12 protein-coding genes are annotated in these 15,600 nt (G+C 73.8%); 6 read left to right on the top strand and 6 right to left on the bottom strand.

Annotated elements, in window-relative coordinates:
• Positions 1–161 precede the first annotated feature (161 nt).
• From OG294_RS03310 to OG294_RS03330, 5 genes are all read right to left on the bottom strand, one after another.
• Positions 162–671 carry a hypothetical protein gene (locus OG294_RS03310; RefSeq protein ID WP_327064849.1) on the bottom strand — a complete coding sequence of 170 codons (510 nt, stop codon included), beginning with the start codon at positions 669–671 and terminating at the stop codon, positions 162–164.
• Positions 672–702: 31 nt separating this feature from the next.
• A complete protein-coding gene (locus OG294_RS03315; protein WP_327071430.1) occupies positions 703–2,712 on the bottom strand; it encodes a galactose oxidase early set domain-containing protein in 2,010 nt (669 codons plus the stop codon).
• A gap of 160 nt (positions 2,713–2,872) precedes the next feature.
• A complete protein-coding gene (locus OG294_RS03320; protein WP_442789101.1) occupies positions 2,873–4,486 on the bottom strand; it encodes an ArnT family glycosyltransferase in 1,614 nt (537 codons plus the stop codon).
• A gap of 186 nt (positions 4,487–4,672) precedes the next feature.
• The gene (locus OG294_RS03325) at positions 4,673–5,893 is read right to left on the bottom strand and encodes a glycosyltransferase (protein ID WP_327064850.1); all 1,221 of its coding nucleotides are present in this window, start codon (positions 5,891–5,893) and stop codon (positions 4,673–4,675) included.
• A gap of 319 nt (positions 5,894–6,212) precedes the next feature.
• Entirely contained in the window at positions 6,213–7,085 is an 873-nt protein-coding gene (locus tag OG294_RS03330) for an SDR family NAD(P)-dependent oxidoreductase (RefSeq protein WP_327064851.1), read from the bottom strand.
• An 80-nt stretch (positions 7,086–7,165) separates the two neighbouring features.
• Between OG294_RS03330 and OG294_RS03335 the strand changes: the two genes are divergently transcribed.
• Both OG294_RS03335 and OG294_RS03340 read left to right on the top strand, forming a co-directional pair.
• A complete protein-coding gene (locus OG294_RS03335) occupies positions 7,166–7,840 on the top strand; it encodes a TetR/AcrR family transcriptional regulator (protein WP_327064852.1) in 675 nt (224 codons plus the stop codon).
• A gap of 56 nt (positions 7,841–7,896) precedes the next feature.
• Entirely contained in the window at positions 7,897–8,661 is a 765-nt protein-coding gene (locus OG294_RS03340; protein ID WP_327064853.1) for a YqjF family protein, read from the top strand.
• Positions 8,662–8,887: 226 nt separating this feature from the next.
• Here OG294_RS03340 and OG294_RS03345 read toward each other — a convergent pair whose 3' ends face one another.
• The gene (locus tag OG294_RS03345; protein ID WP_327064854.1) at positions 8,888–9,070 is read right to left on the bottom strand and encodes a thiomuracin/GE37468 family thiazolyl RiPP peptide; all 183 of its coding nucleotides are present in this window, start codon (positions 9,068–9,070) and stop codon (positions 8,888–8,890) included.
• Between the two features lie 218 nt (positions 9,071–9,288).
• On the opposite strand from OG294_RS03345, the gene OG294_RS03350 reads away from it, so the two are divergent.
• From OG294_RS03350 to OG294_RS03365, 4 genes are read left to right on the top strand one after another with little or no spacing between them, the layout of a single operon-like run.
• Positions 9,289–10,287 (top strand): hypothetical protein, encoded by a 999-nt coding sequence (locus tag OG294_RS03350; RefSeq protein ID WP_327064855.1) that lies wholly within the window; start codon positions 9,289–9,291, stop codon positions 10,285–10,287.
• A gap of 32 nt (positions 10,288–10,319) precedes the next feature.
• Positions 10,320–11,687, top strand: a complete 1,368-nt coding sequence (locus OG294_RS03355; protein WP_327064856.1) for a hypothetical protein — start codon at positions 10,320–10,322, stop codon at positions 11,685–11,687.
• The gene (locus OG294_RS03360; RefSeq protein WP_327064857.1) at positions 11,687–14,506 is read left to right on the top strand and encodes a hypothetical protein; all 2,820 of its coding nucleotides are present in this window, start codon (positions 11,687–11,689) and stop codon (positions 14,504–14,506) included. Before OG294_RS03355 ends, OG294_RS03360 begins: the two co-directional genes overlap by 1 nt.
• Entirely contained in the window at positions 14,500–15,597 is a 1,098-nt protein-coding gene (locus OG294_RS03365; protein ID WP_327064858.1) for a lantibiotic dehydratase C-terminal domain-containing protein, read from the top strand. The genes OG294_RS03360 and OG294_RS03365 overlap by 7 nt, the downstream gene beginning before the upstream one ends.
• Positions 15,598–15,600: the final 3 nt, after the last annotated feature.

Genomic DNA, 15,600 nt, shown 5'->3' on the forward strand with positions numbered 1-15,600 from the left:
GAGTACCCCCAGGAGTTCCTTGTCCGGCAGCGACGTTCGGCTGCGCAGGCACGAAGTCGATCGTACTTCTCGGCGCTTCGGAAGGGCCCCGGGGCGCCGACGAGCGGTGCCCCGGGCAACTGCGCCCGGGGCACCGCTCGTTCGGCCGGATCAGCAGCGGCTCAGCCGGCGGCTCCCGCGTCGCCGTGGTCGCAGGCGGTGCCGTCGTGGTCGGTGTCCAGGCCGAGGCGGTCGCGGCCGTGGACGGCCAGCGGCGGGTAGCCATGGGCGAGCAGCCAGCGGCAGCCGGCGCCCGGGGCGGTGCCCGCGGCGGGCGGGAAGGTCCACGGGACGCAGACGTTGATGTCGCCGTAGGCGTGGTCGCAGCCGTCGGCGGTGGCCGGCACGGGCGTGCTGTCGGCCTGCGGGGGCGGCTGCTTCGCCGGGTCGTCCAGGCCCTGGGCGAAGTCCATGACGTGCGGGGCGGGCCGCTGCTGCGGCCCCTGCTGCTGGGCAGCCGCGCCCGCCGGTGCGGCACCGGTCAGCACCGTGCCCGACGGCGCCGGATGGGACCGGGCGGTGGTGGCGGGCAGCGTCAGGGCCAGGGTCAGTCCTGCGGCGGCGGTGCCCAACGCCGCGAGCGCGACGGTCAGCGGGCCGGCGGCGCGGCGGCGCGGGGTCCTGGTGGTCACACGGTTCTCCTTTCCGTGGGAGGGGGTGGCGTCACATCAGGTGGATCCACTGCGCGACCGACGGCACGCCGTTCGCGTTGACCGCGAAGAGCATGTAGTACCCGGGCGGCGCGAGGTTCGGGTTGCTGGTCACGTTGAGGTTGACGCTGCCGTCCCCGTTGACGCTCAGCGGCAGGTCGACGAAGCGCTGGTTGGGGTCGGAGGAGTGCGTGACGGCGGCCGGGCGGATCAGCTCGGCGCGCACGATCGGGGCGTCCACCGTGATGTGCTGGCTGGAGCCGTAGGACCACATGGTGCTGGCGACGCCGGTGATCTGCGGGCGGGCGCCGTGGTAGAGGTACGGCGGGGTGTAGAGCGAGACGTGCATGTCGAAGCTGCCGTTGCCCGGGTTGTCGCCGACCGTCATCACCCGGCCGTCGGGCAGCAGGAAGGACGCGGAGTGGTAGGTCCGCGGGATCGGGTCGGTGGCCATCGCGGGCGTGAAGGTGTTGGTGGCCGGGTCGAACATCGAGGCCTCGAAGACCGGGTCGGCCCGGTTGTGCAGGCCGCCGTTGGTCTCGAAGACCTGGCCGTTGGGCAGCAGCACGGTGGAGACGTACATCTTGCCCTGGCTGCCGGTCTCCATGCTGCCGTCGCTCATCCTGCCCTGCGGCAGCAGCGGGCCGGGCGTGTAGGCGGGGCTGGCGGCCTTGAGGTCGATGATGTCGGTCTGCCGGCCGGCGTCCACGTTGCTGACGATGTTGCCGCCGCCCACGGTGAGCACCCGCTGGTCCTGGGCGGGCGGCAGCATGACGCTCATCGACTGGTCGCGGGTGTCCTTGCTCTGCAGGCCGGGGACGTCGGTGATGGTGTTGGCGTTGTAGTCGTAGATCGAGGCGCCGCTGCCGGGGGTGCCGTTGCCGAAGACGTGGCTGCCGGTGTAGAAGAGCCGCCCGTCCTGCATCAGCACCATCGAGGGGTACAGGCCCCAGAAGTTCCAGCTCTGGTGCACCTGCGAGGTCGGCTGCCAGGCCTGTGCGGCGGTGGAGTACAGCTCGGTGGTGACGCTGCCGCTGGAGTCCCCGCGCAGGCCGCCGAAGCTGATGATGTCGCCGTCGCCCATCTCGGTGGCCGAGGGGTACCAGTGCCCGTCGTTCATGTCGTTGGTGCGGGTGTAGGTCTGGGTCGCCGGGTCGAAGACGTACCCGGTGTTGAGCCCCTCGTAGCCGTGGCTGGCGTCGGCGGCCGGGTAGGACTTGGTGCCGCCCACGATCAGCACCCGGCCGTCGGGCAGTTGCACGTGGCCGGAGCAGAACATGTCGGCGGGCGTGGGGACCTGGGTGAAGGTGGCGGTCACCGGGTCGTAGACGGCCGAGGTGAAGGTGCCGGCGGCGAAGGCCATCGGGTCGTTGCCCGAGCCGGCCATCAGCAGCACCTTGCCGTTGTGCAGCACGATCGCGTGCATGCTCCGCACCGGGTTGAGGAACGGCATCACCTGCCAGGAGCCGGCGGTGCAGGCGTCGCCGGCCGTGCAGGCGGTGCCGGTGGCCGGGACGGTGGCGTCCTCCATGGTGTAGTCGTCGGTGGTCAGCGTGCCGTTGCCGTAGACCGTGACGCCCCAGCTGATCTGGTCGGTGTGCGGCGGGACGGCCGGGGTGCGCACGCTGGTGTGCGTGTAGCTGCCGGTGACCGGCAGGGTCTCCAGGTCGGTCCAGTACTGCCAGCCGCCGGCGATGTCGTGCCGGAAGGCGGTGACCACCGTGTTGGGGGTCGTGGTGGTGTACCAGAGACCCAGGTCGTACTGGTGGTTCGGGGTCACCGAGGGCGCGCAGGACGGGTTCTCCACCATCATCGCCTTGCGGTCGCCGGTGGTGACGCCCGCGACGGTGATCCGCATGGCACGGGTGCCGCTGTGCGCGTCGGAGGTGACGGAGTAGTTCACGGTGCCGTTGCCCCAGCCGGACTGCTCCCAGCAGACCGGGAACCCGTTGGCGTCCAGCGTCTCGAGTCCGGGGTCGACCAGCAGGTTGGCGCCGGCGAAGGCCGGCTGCGCGCCGAGCATCAGCGCCAGCAGCGCGAGCACCGCGACGTGGATCGGCACGGAGGACCGCAGGCGGCGGGCGCGTGCCAGCGGTGGGCGGGTCACGGGCGGGTGTGTCACGGACGGGTGGGTCACAGGCGGGCTCCTCCGGGGGTCGGGGGCGGTCGGACGGCCGGTTCCGCTACGGCGAGGCGTCCTTGACGATCCGTCGGACCTCGACCCGGTCCGCCGCCGAGTCGCCGAAGGAGGCCAGGACGGTGGAGTGGGCGAGGGCCGCGCGGACGGTGGGCAGGTCGCCCGGGTCCTGGCGCAGGGTGGGGGTGGAGACGATGTAGTCGAGGCTGCGCCAGCCCTGCGGCAGGGTGCGGGAGACCGCCGGGTCGAGGTCGACCTTGTAGAACCAGATCACCCCGGTGCCGGGTTCGAAACCGTCGTGGACCAGGTCCAGCCAGAGGGCGTCGTCCACGGTGATCCGGGTGTGCGCCGGATCGGGGACGTTGGCGCGGATCCAGCGGGCCGCGGCGTCGTACGGCGCGTTGGCGTGGGCGGTCAGCGCGGTGCGGTCGCCGGCGTACCAGCGCGGCACCGTCCAGCCGGCCGCGAGCGCGGCGGCCAGCACCACGACGGCCCAGCGCACCGGGCGCAGGCGAAGGCGTGGGACGGCGTGCAGCACCAGGCGCACGCCCAGGTGAGCCGCGCCCGCCAGCGCGAGCGCCAGGAACGGCAGCGCCTGGATCACGTACATCGCCGGCAGGTAGCCGGCGCCCGGCCGCAGCACCACCAGTGCCAGCAGCAGCACGGCCAGCGCGGGGGCGCGCAGCCGGCGCGAGCAGAGCAGCGGCAGGGTGACGGCCAGGCCGCCGAGGAGCAGCACCCGGTCGTAGTAGAGCCAGGACTCCAGCACCTGGTGGGCCCCGGAGCCGGGGCTCAGCACCGAGCCGGAGCCCGCCCGTTGGAGCTGGAAGAGCAGCCCGCCGAGCAGCGAGACATGGCCCGGCCCGGGGATCAGCTCGCCCTTGAGGAGGGCGTACAGCGGGTAGCCCAGGCCCACCAGGGCCAGCGCGGTGCCGAAGCCGACCAGCGAGAACTTGCGGGTGGTCCGGTCGCAGTGCTGCCACAGCAGGAGCACCACCGCGGGCAGCACCACCGCGACGGTCTCCTTGGAGAGCACCGCGACCCCGGCGCACACGCCCGCGGCGACGTGGTGCCACAGGTGCTTGCGCGGGGAGGCGGCCAGCACGAAGGCCGCGAGCAGCCAGAGCACCGCGAAGTTGTCCAGGAAGAGTTCGCGCTGCAGGCCCACCGCCAGCGGGCTCAGCCCGAAGAGCAGCACCGCGAGCGCGGCGGACCAGCGGGGCAGGCCGAGCCGGCGGGCCAGCAGGTGGAGCAGCAGGGCGCTGACGGCGGTGACCGGGAGCATCGCGATGCGCAGCTCGGCGGTGAAGAGGTGGTCCGGCGAGGCGAACAGGCCGGGCAGCCAGGAGAGCACGGCCAACTGCAGCCAGCCGAGCGGCGGGTGGTCGTACCAGTAGGTGTAGGGGGCCAGTCCGTGGTGGTGCTGGACGGCCCAGGCCTGGGCCAGGTAGGTCCCCTCGTCGTCGCTGACGGCGGGGAATCCGGCGATGTTGCAGGCCTGCACCGCGAGGACGGCGGCTGTGACGGCCAGGGCGAGCGGGCCGTCCGGGCCGAGCCTTCGCAGCGAGCGCAGCCGGCGCAGCGGGCGCTTCAGGAGGGGTGGCCGGATCTCCCGTGGGGTGATCGGCGCGCGGGAGGCCGTGCCCACAAGCGCGGTCAAGGGTTCTTCCTTCTCGACGGATGGCAGGGCCGGTGGACGAAAGACGGGCGAAAGGGGGTCCGGAATAGCTGGTGCGACAGGTTCGGCCCCGGAGGATTCGGCGGGAGGTTTCGGCCCGCGGACGATCTGCCGTACCCGCACCGTGGAATTCCCGGGGCCGGCGGCGGCGGATTTCTCCGCGGGCCGTCAGCCCAGATGCGCGCCGACGTGTCTCGTCAACTCCCAGCCGCGCTGCCCGCGGTGCTCGCGCCAGACCGCGCGCAGCGCCGCCCCTGCCAGCACCACCTGGTAGAGCGGTCCGCCGGCGATCAGCTTGACGTAGTGCGCGGGGCGCACCCGCAGGCCGTACTGCACGCCGAAGTCGTGCAGGGCGACGGCCTCGAAGGCGAAGGTGGCCAGCGCCGGGACGGCCGGGACGAAGGAGAACAGCGCCACCGAGACCGGCAGCTTCACGGTCAGCGCGAGCGCCAGGTCGATCGGGATCACCACGCCCGAGAACGCCTGCAGGAAGGGCGTGGTGAGGGTCCAGCGGGCCAGCAGCCGCTGGCGCAGGGAGGGCAGCTGCTGCCAGTCCTTCTTGCGGTAGACCTGCAGGAAGCCCTGGTTCCAGCGGGTGCGCTGCCGCAGCAGGCTGTAGAGGGTGTCCGGGGTCTCCTCCCGGGTCACCATCGAGGAGTCGTAGGCGACCACCACCTTGGCGCCCTGGCTGGACAGCCGCACGCCCAGGTCGCAGTCCTCGGCCAGGCAGTTCTGGTCCCAGCCGCCGGCCGCGCGCAGCACCTCGGTGCGGACGAAGACGGTGTTGCCGCCGAGCGGGATGAAGCCCTGCCGGGCGTGCAGGTGCAGGCGGCTGCGGAACCAGAAGAAGTACTCCAGGCAGTTGCGCAGGCTGTACCAGCTGGAGTGGAAGTTGATCAGCTGGACGCCGCCCTGCACCACGGCGGCGCCACTGGCCCGGAAGGCGTGGTCGACGTGCCGGAGCAGCTCGGGGTGGACCTGGTCCTCGGCGTCGAAGACACCGACCACCTCGCCCCGGCAGTACGGCAGGGCGGTGTTGAGGGCCTTCGGCTTGTTCTTGACCACGTGGGTGTCGGTGATCACCCGCACCCGGCCCGGTGCCTGCTCGGCCAGCCGGGCCGCCACCTGCGCGGTCAGCGGGTCGTCATGGCCGACGACGACGATGATCTCGTAGGCGGTGTGGCTGGATTCCAACAGCCGTTTGACCGTGTGCTCCAGCACCTCCTGCTCGTGCCGCGCGGGCACCAGCAGCGAGAAGTTCAGGCCGCAGCGGCCGTCCGCGGCGCCGAAGCTCGTGCCGGCCAAGGTCTCCGGCGTCCGCCACGCGTGCAGCATCCACCAGAGGGTGAGGGCCGCCATCCAGAACAGGATCCCGGATATCGCGATCATGAATAAGGAACTCAGCACCTTCCCCCCATTCGCCACCCGCCGTCCGCCGACGCCCGCCCCGGACCGGCCCCGCTCTCCACCGCGATTAAATACCCTTGACCAAGGGTTGGTGGCGGTTTCCACAAATATTGTCCGGTTACCTACGGGTGGCCGCTGCGATGCGGTAGAGGGCACCGGATCGGCGCCGCAGCGGGTGGAGTTCCGGGTGGGCACGCCTCCCCCGCGCACCGCCGTCGCCGGGTGACGCGGGGAGGCAGGGTGCGGGGAGGCGGGGTGCAGGGAGGCGGGGTGCGGTGACCGGGGTCGCGGCCCGGCCCGCTCAGGCGGCGGGGTCGTCGGGCGGGAACGGCGCGGGGTAGGGCTCGGTGAAGTCCGCGGAACGGGAGACCTCGCGCCAGGTCAGGTCGGACTGGAGGAGTCGGCGGTCCAGGGCGATCGAGGCTTCGGCCGCGCCGGCCCCCAGCGGCAGGTGGTGCGGGATGTCGCCCCGCTTGGCCATCCGCACGAGGATCTCGGCGGCGCGCACGGGGTCGCCGGCGGCGCCGTCGTCGTTCTGCCGCAGCCGGGCGTTGACGGCACCGACCGTCTCGGCGTAGGCGTCCGGGATGTCGTGGACGGTCATCGAGGGCCCGGCCCAGTCGGTGCGGAATCCGCTGGGCTCGACCACCAGGACCTTGACGCCGAACGGGGCCAGCTCGGCGCGCAGCACCCGGCTGAACCCGTCGATGGCGAACTTGGCCGCCTGGTACGAGGCGATGCCGGGGGAACCGCCGACCCGGCCGCCCACCGAGGAGAACTGCATGACCAGCCCGCCCTGCTGCTCGCGCAGCAGCGGGATCGCGGCCTTGGTGACGTTGTACACGCCCCAGAAGTTCGTCTCGAACTGCGCGCGGAAGTCGCTCTCCTCGGTGGTCTCGATCGGCGAGACATTGGCGTAGCCGGCGTTGTTCACCAGGACGTCGATGCCGCCGAAGTGCTGCCGCGCCTCGGCGAGGGCGGCGCGGGCGGCCGCGGGGTCGGTCACGTCGAGGGCGATCGGGCGGATCCGGGAGCCGTGGCGCTCGGCCAGGTCGGCCAGTTGCTCGGGCCGCCGGGCCGTCGCCGCCACCGAGTCACCGGCCACCAGGGCCGCGTTGACGAGGGCGCGACCGAAGCCGCGCGAGGAACCAGTGATGAACCAGGTCTGCCGCATGGCTCTAGTAAAACGCTGTTGCACTAATAACGCAACAGCGTTCCGGTAATAACGCAACGGCGTTCCGCTACTATCGTGGGATGAACGCCGCCGAGTTCCAGCGCGCCAGGTCGCCCGAGGCCAAGCGCCTGCGCGAAGCCTCGATCCTGGAGGCCGCCCGGGCACTGGGCCGTGAACGCGGCATCCGGAGCGTCACGCTGACCGACATCGCCGCGGCCGTCGGGATGCACAAGTCGGCCCTGCTGCGCTACTTCGAGACGCGCGAGGAGATCTTCCTGCTGCTGACCGCCGAGGGCTGGCAGGAGTGGTCGCAGGCGCTCACCGAGCGGCTGCGGGCGGAGCCCGATCCCGGCCCGGCGGGCGTGGCGCAGGCGTTCGCGGCGACCCTCGCCGCCCGCGGGCTCTTCTGCGACCTGCTCGCCCACGCGCCGCTCACCCTGGAGCGCAACGTCTCGCTGGAGGTGGTGCGCGACTTCAAGCTCGCCACGCTCGCCGCCCGCGTGCCGATCACCGCCGCCGTCCGCGAACGGCTGCCCGCCCTCGGCGAACGGGAGACCGGCGACCTGATCGCGACCGCCGTCGCGCTGGCCGGGGCACTGTGGCAGATCGCGACGCCGCCCGCGGAGGTCGCCGCCCTCTACCGCAGCGACCCGCGCCTGGCACACGCGGTCGTCGAGGTCGAGCCGCGCCTGGCCCGGATCCTGACCGCGACGATCACCGGGATGACCCACGGGCAGCCGCAGCCGCGGCCCTGACCAGCAGCGCGGCAGCGGCCGTTCCGACGTCCGGCAGTCTGTGCGATGCTGCTTCGATGTCGCTCGCCCCTGCCCCCCGGGAGCCGATAACGCCCGACGCCGTGCGCGAGGTGCCGGACACGCTGCTCACCCAGTCCTGGCTCGACCTGTCGTTCGTGCACTGGGCCGCCGACCCCGCGGTCGTGGCACCGCTGCTGCCGCCCGGGACCGTGCCGGACACCCACGAGGGCCTCACCTACATCGGCCTGGTGGCGTTCCGGATGTACCGGGTGGGCTGGTTCAAGGTCCCGGGCATCCCGTACCTCGGCACGTTCCCGGAGACCAACGTGCGGCTCTACTCGGTGGACCGCCACGGCCGGCGCGGGGTGGTGTTCCGCTCGCTGGAGGCCTCCCGGCTGCTGCCGGTGGCCGTCGCCCGCAGCGCCTTCCGACTGCCCTACATGTGGGCGAAGATGGCGATCGACCGCGAGGCGGACACCATCAGCTACACCAGCAGCCGGCGCTGGCCGGGGCCGCGCGGCACGCACTCGCGGATCACGGTGCGCATCGGTGAGCGGATCGGGCAGCCGACCGAGCTCGAACACTTCCTGACCGCCCGCTGGGGCATGCACAACGCCTTCTTCGGCCGGCCGGTGTACCTGCCCAACACCCACCCGCGCTGGCCGCTCCACCGGGCCGAACTCCTGCACTGCGAGGACGAGCTGGTGACCGCCGCCGGGCTGCCGGCACCGGTCGGGCCGCCGGTGAGCGTGCTCCACTCCCCCGGCGTACCGGTCCGCTTCGGCCGCCCCGCCCGCCCGGGCGGCCTGCCGACCCCCTGACGCCCGCCCGGGCGCCCCGGGCGCCGACGGGTGCGAGACTCGCGGAACCGTCCGGACGGGCCGAGCACTGGTGGCGAGGCGGCGCGGGGTCCTGAACGGGACCCCTGCCGATACCCGGGGCGCATGCCGCAGGGCCTGGGCCCCACCCGCGACAGCGAGCGGGCCCAGGCCCTAGATTGGATCAGCGCGTGCCGGGCGGACTGACCCCGCCCGGCACGCAGCCGGATCAGGAACAGCTGCAGTTGCAGCAGTTCGGCGGCGGGGCGCAGCAGAAGGACGCGCTGGCCTCGGTCATACCGTGGCCCGCCGTGAGCGACTGGCTCTGCTCGTCGCCGGCCAGCGAGGCCAGGTCAAGCTCCAACGCGAGGTCGGCGACCGCAGCGGCCAACGACGGCTTGAACTCGTTCATCAGAACCCTCCTTTTCTTATGTGACGTGGTGTCAACAACCGGGCGCCGGAATGGCGTCCGGTTGGGACAGTAGTTGAGGAATCGGGCTCTGGGAAGGGCATGGACTAGACCATTTTGCTCGGCTAGTCTCGGTCACCGAGAGGCCATGAGCGGAGCTTTGGCCGGTGTTCCCGTGCGCGCCGTCGCGCAATACTGCCGTAATCCCGAGGGGAGTGGTGATGAGGCCCAGGCTGCTTCCCGACACGCATCTGCTGCCCGGCGATCAGGGTGTGGTGATCCGCGGCCCGCGGCACACGGTGGCGCTTCCGGCGCCCGGCCTCTACCCCTGGCTCGAACGGCTGCGACCGTTCCTGGACGGCAGCCGGAGCACCGGCGAACTCGTCGCCGACCTGCCGCCGCAGGCGGCGCAGCACGTCCGCACGCTGGTCGAACTGCTCGCGCGGGAAGGGTTCGTGCGTGATGCCGCCGCCGATCTGCCGCACACGCTGAGCCCGGAGGTCCGCACCCGGCACGCCTCGATGATCGACTTCATCGCGTTGCGCACCGACTCCCCCGAGTACCGTTTCGAGCGCTATCGGAAATGCGCACCCGTGGTGACCGGCTCCGGCCGACTGGCGAGTGCGCTGGTTTGTGCTCTGCTCGCTTCGGGAATTGAGCACGTCCGTCTCCTCGTCGCACGAAACGACGAACGCAGCGGACCAGGAGGCCTGGATTTGCCGCGCCTGCGCGAATGCGTCGGACTCCTCCGTGAAGCGGGGGGGCGCTTTCGCTACGAAGAACTGTACGGAGAGGTTTCAGAACTGCCCGGGGATACGGGTGTGATCCTCCTCGGCGCGGACGTGTCCGACGGGGATGGGTCGGCACGGGTCCGCTCGGTGGCGGCTCGTTCGCGGGCCTGGTACGGGCAGGCGGTCGCCTCGGGGACGCAGGTGCTGATCAGTTCGGTGGACAGGGTCGACGATACGTCAGCCTCCCGGCCGAGGAACGGTTCTGAGGACGGAACTGCCCGGAAGGGCACGGAACAGCAGCCGAGCCCCTACCTGGGCGGCCCGGTCGCGGCGCTCGCGGCCAACCAGCTCTGCCTGCACCTGCTGCGTCGGGTGGCGGGGCTGGACGATCAGGAGCAGGCGGGCGACCCGTCGGCGGCCTCCGGCGCGGCGGTGCTGGAGCTGGCCACCGGGCGCTTCCTGAGCACCTCACCGGCGGAGGCGGCGTGACCGGCGGCGGAGGCGGGGCGGGCAGAGCGGGCGTGACCGCGACGGACCACCGGAGCCCGTTCCCGTTGGAGCTGTGGTCGGAGGCGGTCTACTCCCGCCGGTCGATCCCCGCCACGCTCGCCGCGGGTGCCTACGCCCCCGGGGCAGCCGCGCCCGAGCCCGCCGAGCCCGCCGCGCTCCCCGACGAGCGGCGCTTCCCCCTGGTCGCGCCGCCGCTGCGCCTGCGGCCCGCAGGCGCCGGGCCGGCCGATCCGTCCGTGCTCGCCGCGCTGCTGCACTACTCCTACGGCCTGCTCCAGCACGACCTGACCCCGGGCGGCTGGCCGTTGCACCGCGCCGTGGCCTCGGCGCGCTGCCGCTACCCGAGCGAGCTGTCGCTGGTCGTGCCCGCCACAGCCGACGGGCACCGGCCGGCTGCGGTGTACCGCTTCGACCCCGTGCACCACCAACTCGCCCTGCTGCACCGGGCAGTCGACGGCACTGCGGCGGACGGCGCTGCACTGGACGGCACCGCGGCAGACGGCGCTGCGGCGGAGCCGGCGGGCGGCCCTGGATCGGCCCGATTCCTGGTGATCACCAGCCGGTTCGCCCGGACGGCCCAGCTCTACGGCGACTACGCCCCACGGCTCTGCGCCCAGGAGGCGGGGATGCTGCTCGGCGCCGTCCACCTGGTCGCCGCCGCACTCGGGCTGCGCACCCGCCCCGGCCGCGACCGCGAGACCCTGCTCGAACTCTGCGACGGCTGGACCCCGGGCGAAGCCGAGCACCCGATGGGATACCTGGAGATCGACAGCGCCGCGGAGCCCGGCGCTCCCGTGCCGTGGCTCCCACCGGAGTTGGCCGCGGTGCTGCGCGTCCGCCACTCCGGTGCCGCGATCTTCGACCCCGCCCCGGTGGCCGCCCCAGCGGCGCTGCTCGTCGACCTCGGCGCCGCCCTCGCCGCCGCTCCCTTCGCGGACTTCTCCTGCCACCTGCTGGTGCGCCGGGTCACCGGCGCGCCACCCGGGCACTACGTCCACACCGGCGAGCGGCTGGAGTCGGTGCGGGCGGGCGACCCGCTGCCGATGCTCGAACAGATCGGGCAGACCGAGGGGCGCGTGTCGCTGAACTTCCGCAGCGTCGCCTGCACCGCCTACCTGGCCGTGCGGCGCGGCACCGCCCTCGCGCGGTTCGGCGCGGACGCGTTCCGCCAAGTGCACCTGGTCGCCGGAGCCGCCGCCCACTTGGTGAGTGTGGTCGCGGCGCGCCACGGACTGAGTGCCCGGGTGCACAACGGCTACGACGCCGCCACCGCCGAGCGGCTGCTCCACCTGGCCCCGGACGAGGAGACCGTCCTGTTCCAGGTGGCGATCGGCGCGGCGGGACCGGCGGCCGGCTTCCGACTCCCGGTGGTGTTCTGATGGCGGCCCGCGCAGCACGCTCGCTGACCACGGATGCGCCGACCACGGACGCGCCGACGACGGTCACACTGACAGCGGACGCACTGACGGCGGGGGCCGGGACGGCGGGGACCGGGACGGGCCCGGTGGGCGTGCGCCTGGCCGGGCTGACCGCCGACGCCCTGGACAGCTCCCGGATCCCGCTGAGCACCGAACTCGCCCTGCGGATCGTCGCGTTGGACGAGACGATGCGCGCCGACGCCGCCGGGATCAGCGACGCGCTGCACGCGCTGATCGCCACCGAAGGGGCGCGCCCGTTCAAGTCGCGGCTGGTGGGCCTGCGCCGGGCGGTGCACCGGGGCGCCCTGGTCGGCGCCCTGCTGGACGCGGCGGCGCCACCGGAGGTGATCGGTCCGGAGCTCACCGGGCGGATCCGCCGCCACGCCGCCCGCCGCGACGCCCGTGGCGAGCTCCTCGCGCAGCTGACCGCGGAGTTGGCCACGGAGACGCGCTCCGCCGCCGCGGCCCTGGGCCGGCTCGCACAGGACCCCGCGTTCGCCGTCGGCCTCGGCTACGCGAGCCCGGACCTCTACGACGACGTGCTGCGCTGGCTGGACCGCGAGCGCCTCGCGCCCGGGCGACGGCCGCTGGACCGGGCGGCCGTGCGGCTGGCGAAGTACGCGGCCAGGGCGGTGGCCAAGCCCAGTCCGCTGACCACCTTCGCCGCCAGTGGTTTCGGTGGCTGGGCGGAGGCCGCGGGCGCCGCGGTGCGCCTGGAGAGCACGGACCGGGCCACCGTGGTCGAGGCCGGTCTGCTCCCGCTCGCCCGGATCGCCGCCGCCCTCGCCCACCTGCCCGAGCTCGGCGCGACGGTCCGACTGCGCGTCAATCCGTTCGCCACCCTGGTGCCCTCCCCCGACGGGGACCGGTGGCTCTTCACCACCCCGGGCCCCTCGGGCGAGGTGCGCTCGCTGCCGGCGACCGCGGCGCTCACCGCGATCCTGGCGGCGGCGCGGGAGGCGCGGACCCCGGCCGGCCTGCGCGCGCTGCTCGGTGGTCCTGACGCATCCACCGACGGGGTGGTCCGGGCGGACGCCGTGGTGGCGCAGCTCGTCCGGCTCGGCCTGCTGGAGGTCCACCCCGACCTGCCGGACCAAGGCCTCACCGCGTCGACGCTGAGCGCCTGGCTCGACCAGCAGGTCCCCGGCCAGGTCCGCAGCGAGCGCCTGGCCGGTCTGCTGGACGACCTGCGGGCGATCCGCGACCAGATCGACGCCGCCCGGTCGGCCGCCCCGACCGAGCACCGCGGCATCGCGGCGATCCTGCACGCACGCACCGCGGACGCCGCCCGGCGCCTGGGCCTGCTCGCTCCGGCGGAGGAACCGGAGCGCGGCACCGGGTACTTCCACCACACCGTCGTGACCGGCACCGCCGCCACCCTCGACCGGGAAGCCTGGCGCCCGGCGCTCGCCGACCTCGCCCTCGTCCCCGGCCTGCTCGCCCCCTTCGACACGCTCGGCCCACGCCGCGCGGCGCTCCAGCAGCGCGCGGTGACCCTGCACGGCCCGGGCTTCCGGCGACCGCTCACCGCCTTCCTGCAGGGCTTCGGCTCCTGGTGGGCCGAAGCCACGACGGCCACCCCGACCGAGCGCGACGCGCGGCGCCAGGCCGCGCTGCGGGGCCTCATCGCGGACACGCCCGAGGACGCCGGCGGCACGGTCCGGCTCTCCCCGCAGGCCGTGCGCGCGCTGTGCGGCGACTGGCCCGACCCGCACACCGCGGGCGACCGCCACGCCTGCTACGTCCAGGCGCTGCCCGGCACACCCGCCGGGCTCGGTCTGGTGCTCAACACGGTCACCTGCGGCCACGGCACCGGCCGGACCCGCATCGCGCGGCTGCTCGGCAGCACCCTCGGCGGTACTTCTGACACCGCTGGAAGCATTGGCACCATTGACACCACGTCTGACGCCACCTTCGACGTCCCGCAGGACGCCGATGCCCCGCTGTACGCCGAGTTCGACGCCGCCTTCGGCAGTGCCCTCAACCAGCGGGTGCCCGCGACGCCTGACGCGATCGACCTGGACGGTTCCCACCCCGACCGGTCGGCGGGCCACCTGCTCCGGCCCGCCGACCTGGAGGTGGTGCACGACCGGCAGGCGCAGCGGCTCCACCTCGTCCACCGCGACACCGGCCGGGTGGTGCGACCGCTCCACCTGGGCCTGCTGGCAACTCCCCTGCTGCCGCTGCCCGCCCGGCTCCTGGTGGAGGCCTTCGGGCAGACCTCCTACGCCTTCTGGTCGGACTGGCCGCAGCTGTGGCAGAGCGACCAGAAGGCGCCGGTACCGGAACCGACGGCGGACGCGGCCCCGACCCCGGGTCTAGTCCGGCGGGTGGCCAGGCTCGCCCTCGGGTCGGTGGTGCTGCGCCGGGCGTGCTGGTTCGCGGACCGCGGCCAGGCACCCGCCCGCGCCGCCGGGGAGCCGGACGCGGGGTACCTGGTCCGGGTCCACGCGTGGCGCGAGGCGCACGGTGTGCCGCTGCGCTGCTTCCTGCGGACCCTCACCCCGCGGCCTGCCGAGGGGTTCGCGGGCCCGGCGCTGCACGACAAGGACCGCAAGCCCGTGTACGTCGACTTCACCCACCCCCACCTGCTGCGCGTCTTCGAACACGCGGCGGCCACCGGACGGCCGCTGCTGCTCACCGAGGCCCTCCCCGAACTCCGCGACGCCCCCGCGCACCGGGACGGCCGGCGCCACGCGGCCGAGTTCCTGATCGAACTTCCCCCCGCGACGGCCCTGTTGCCGGATCCGACGACAGAGCGGCGGCCCGCAACGTGCTGAGCCGAGACCCCGAGAACTCCTGGGTCAGCACCCACGTGTTCACCGCCCACCCGCTCGACCTCGTGGTGCGCCGGCTGCTGCCCGACGTGGTCGAGGACCTGCGGCACCGCGCACTGGCCGACCGCTTCTTCTTCCTCCGGCACTGGCAGTACGGGCCGCACCTGCGCCTGCGGCTCCGGCTGACCGGGCCGCAGGCCGAGCCGCTGGTCCGCGCGGCGCTCACCGAGCGCGCGACGGCGTTCTTCCAGGCGCTGCCGTCCGAAGCCTCCATGACGGAGCGTCAGTATCAGGAGCTCGCCGAGCGGTTCGCCGCGCTGGAGCCGGAGAGCGAGCCCGGCACGCTGGCCGCCAACGACAGTCTGGCGTTCCTCCCCTACCGGCCCGAGCACGGGAAGTACGGCGACGACGCCGCGCTGCGGGCGGTGGAGGAGTGCTTCGCGACCTGCAGCGAGCTGGCCGTGGCCGCGGTCCTGGCCGACTGGAGCCCGTCGCAGCGGCTCGCGCACTGCTTCGCCCTGCTGGTGGGCAGCCAGGAGCCGGGCGCCGGTCCGGCGGTGCGGGCGCCGCAGGGCGTGGCCGAGCTGTACCGGCAGCGGCGGGCCACCCTGCTCCCCGTCGCCCGCGCGGCACGCGCCGCCTCGGCCTCGGCCACGGCCACGGCGGCAGCGGCAGCGGCCGGTGGCACCGACGCGGACCCGGTCACGCGCTGGCTCGCCGCCCTGCGACACGCCCAGCAGAGCGCAGAGAGCAGCGCCCAGCAGAGCGCAGAGAGCAGCGCCCAGCCCAGCACCCGGGACAGCGCCGGGGACAGCACCCGGGCTGCCGCCACCAGCCGCGCCGCCGCCCCCGCCGCCCGGCTGGCCGGCCACCTGACCCACCTGGCCTGCAACCGCCTGGGCGTGCGGCTCGACCAGGAGGCGATGCTGCGCGGCCTGGCCCGGCTGGCGGCGGCCGAGGCGGCCGGCGAAGCCGACCGCGAGGACGGCGGTCACGAGAACGGCGGTCACAAGGACGGCGGTCACGACGACCACGGTCACGGCGACGCCGTTCACGAGAACGTCGACCGCAACGACGCCGACCGCAACGACTGAGAA

The sequence above is a fragment of the Kitasatospora sp. NBC_01302 genome (assembly GCF_035976515.1).
Classification (GTDB): domain Bacteria; phylum Actinomycetota; class Actinomycetes; order Streptomycetales; family Streptomycetaceae; genus Kitasatospora.

Coding starts and splice junctions, on each gene's coding strand:
- OG294_RS03350 (WP_327064855.1), top strand. CDS start 9,289: ATGAGGCCCAGGCTGCTTCCCGACACGCATCTGCTGCCCGGCGATCAG.
- OG294_RS03360 (WP_327064857.1), top strand. CDS start 11,687: ATGGCGGCCCGCGCAGCACGCTCGCTGACCACGGATGCGCCGACCACG.
- OG294_RS03340 (WP_327064853.1), top strand. CDS start 7,897: ATGTCGCTCGCCCCTGCCCCCCGGGAGCCGATAACGCCCGACGCCGTG.
- OG294_RS03335 (WP_327064852.1), top strand. CDS start 7,166: ATGAACGCCGCCGAGTTCCAGCGCGCCAGGTCGCCCGAGGCCAAGCGC.
- OG294_RS03315 (WP_327071430.1), bottom strand. CDS start 2,712: ATGCTCGGCGCGCAGCCGGCCTTCGCCGGCGCCAACCTGCTGGTCGAC.
- OG294_RS03330 (WP_327064851.1), bottom strand. CDS start 7,085: ATGCGGCAGACCTGGTTCATCACTGGTTCCTCGCGCGGCTTCGGTCGC.
- OG294_RS03345 (WP_327064854.1), bottom strand. CDS start 9,070: ATGAACGAGTTCAAGCCGTCGTTGGCCGCTGCGGTCGCCGACCTCGCG.
- OG294_RS03325 (WP_327064850.1), bottom strand. CDS start 5,893: ATGATCGCGATATCCGGGATCCTGTTCTGGATGGCGGCCCTCACCCTC.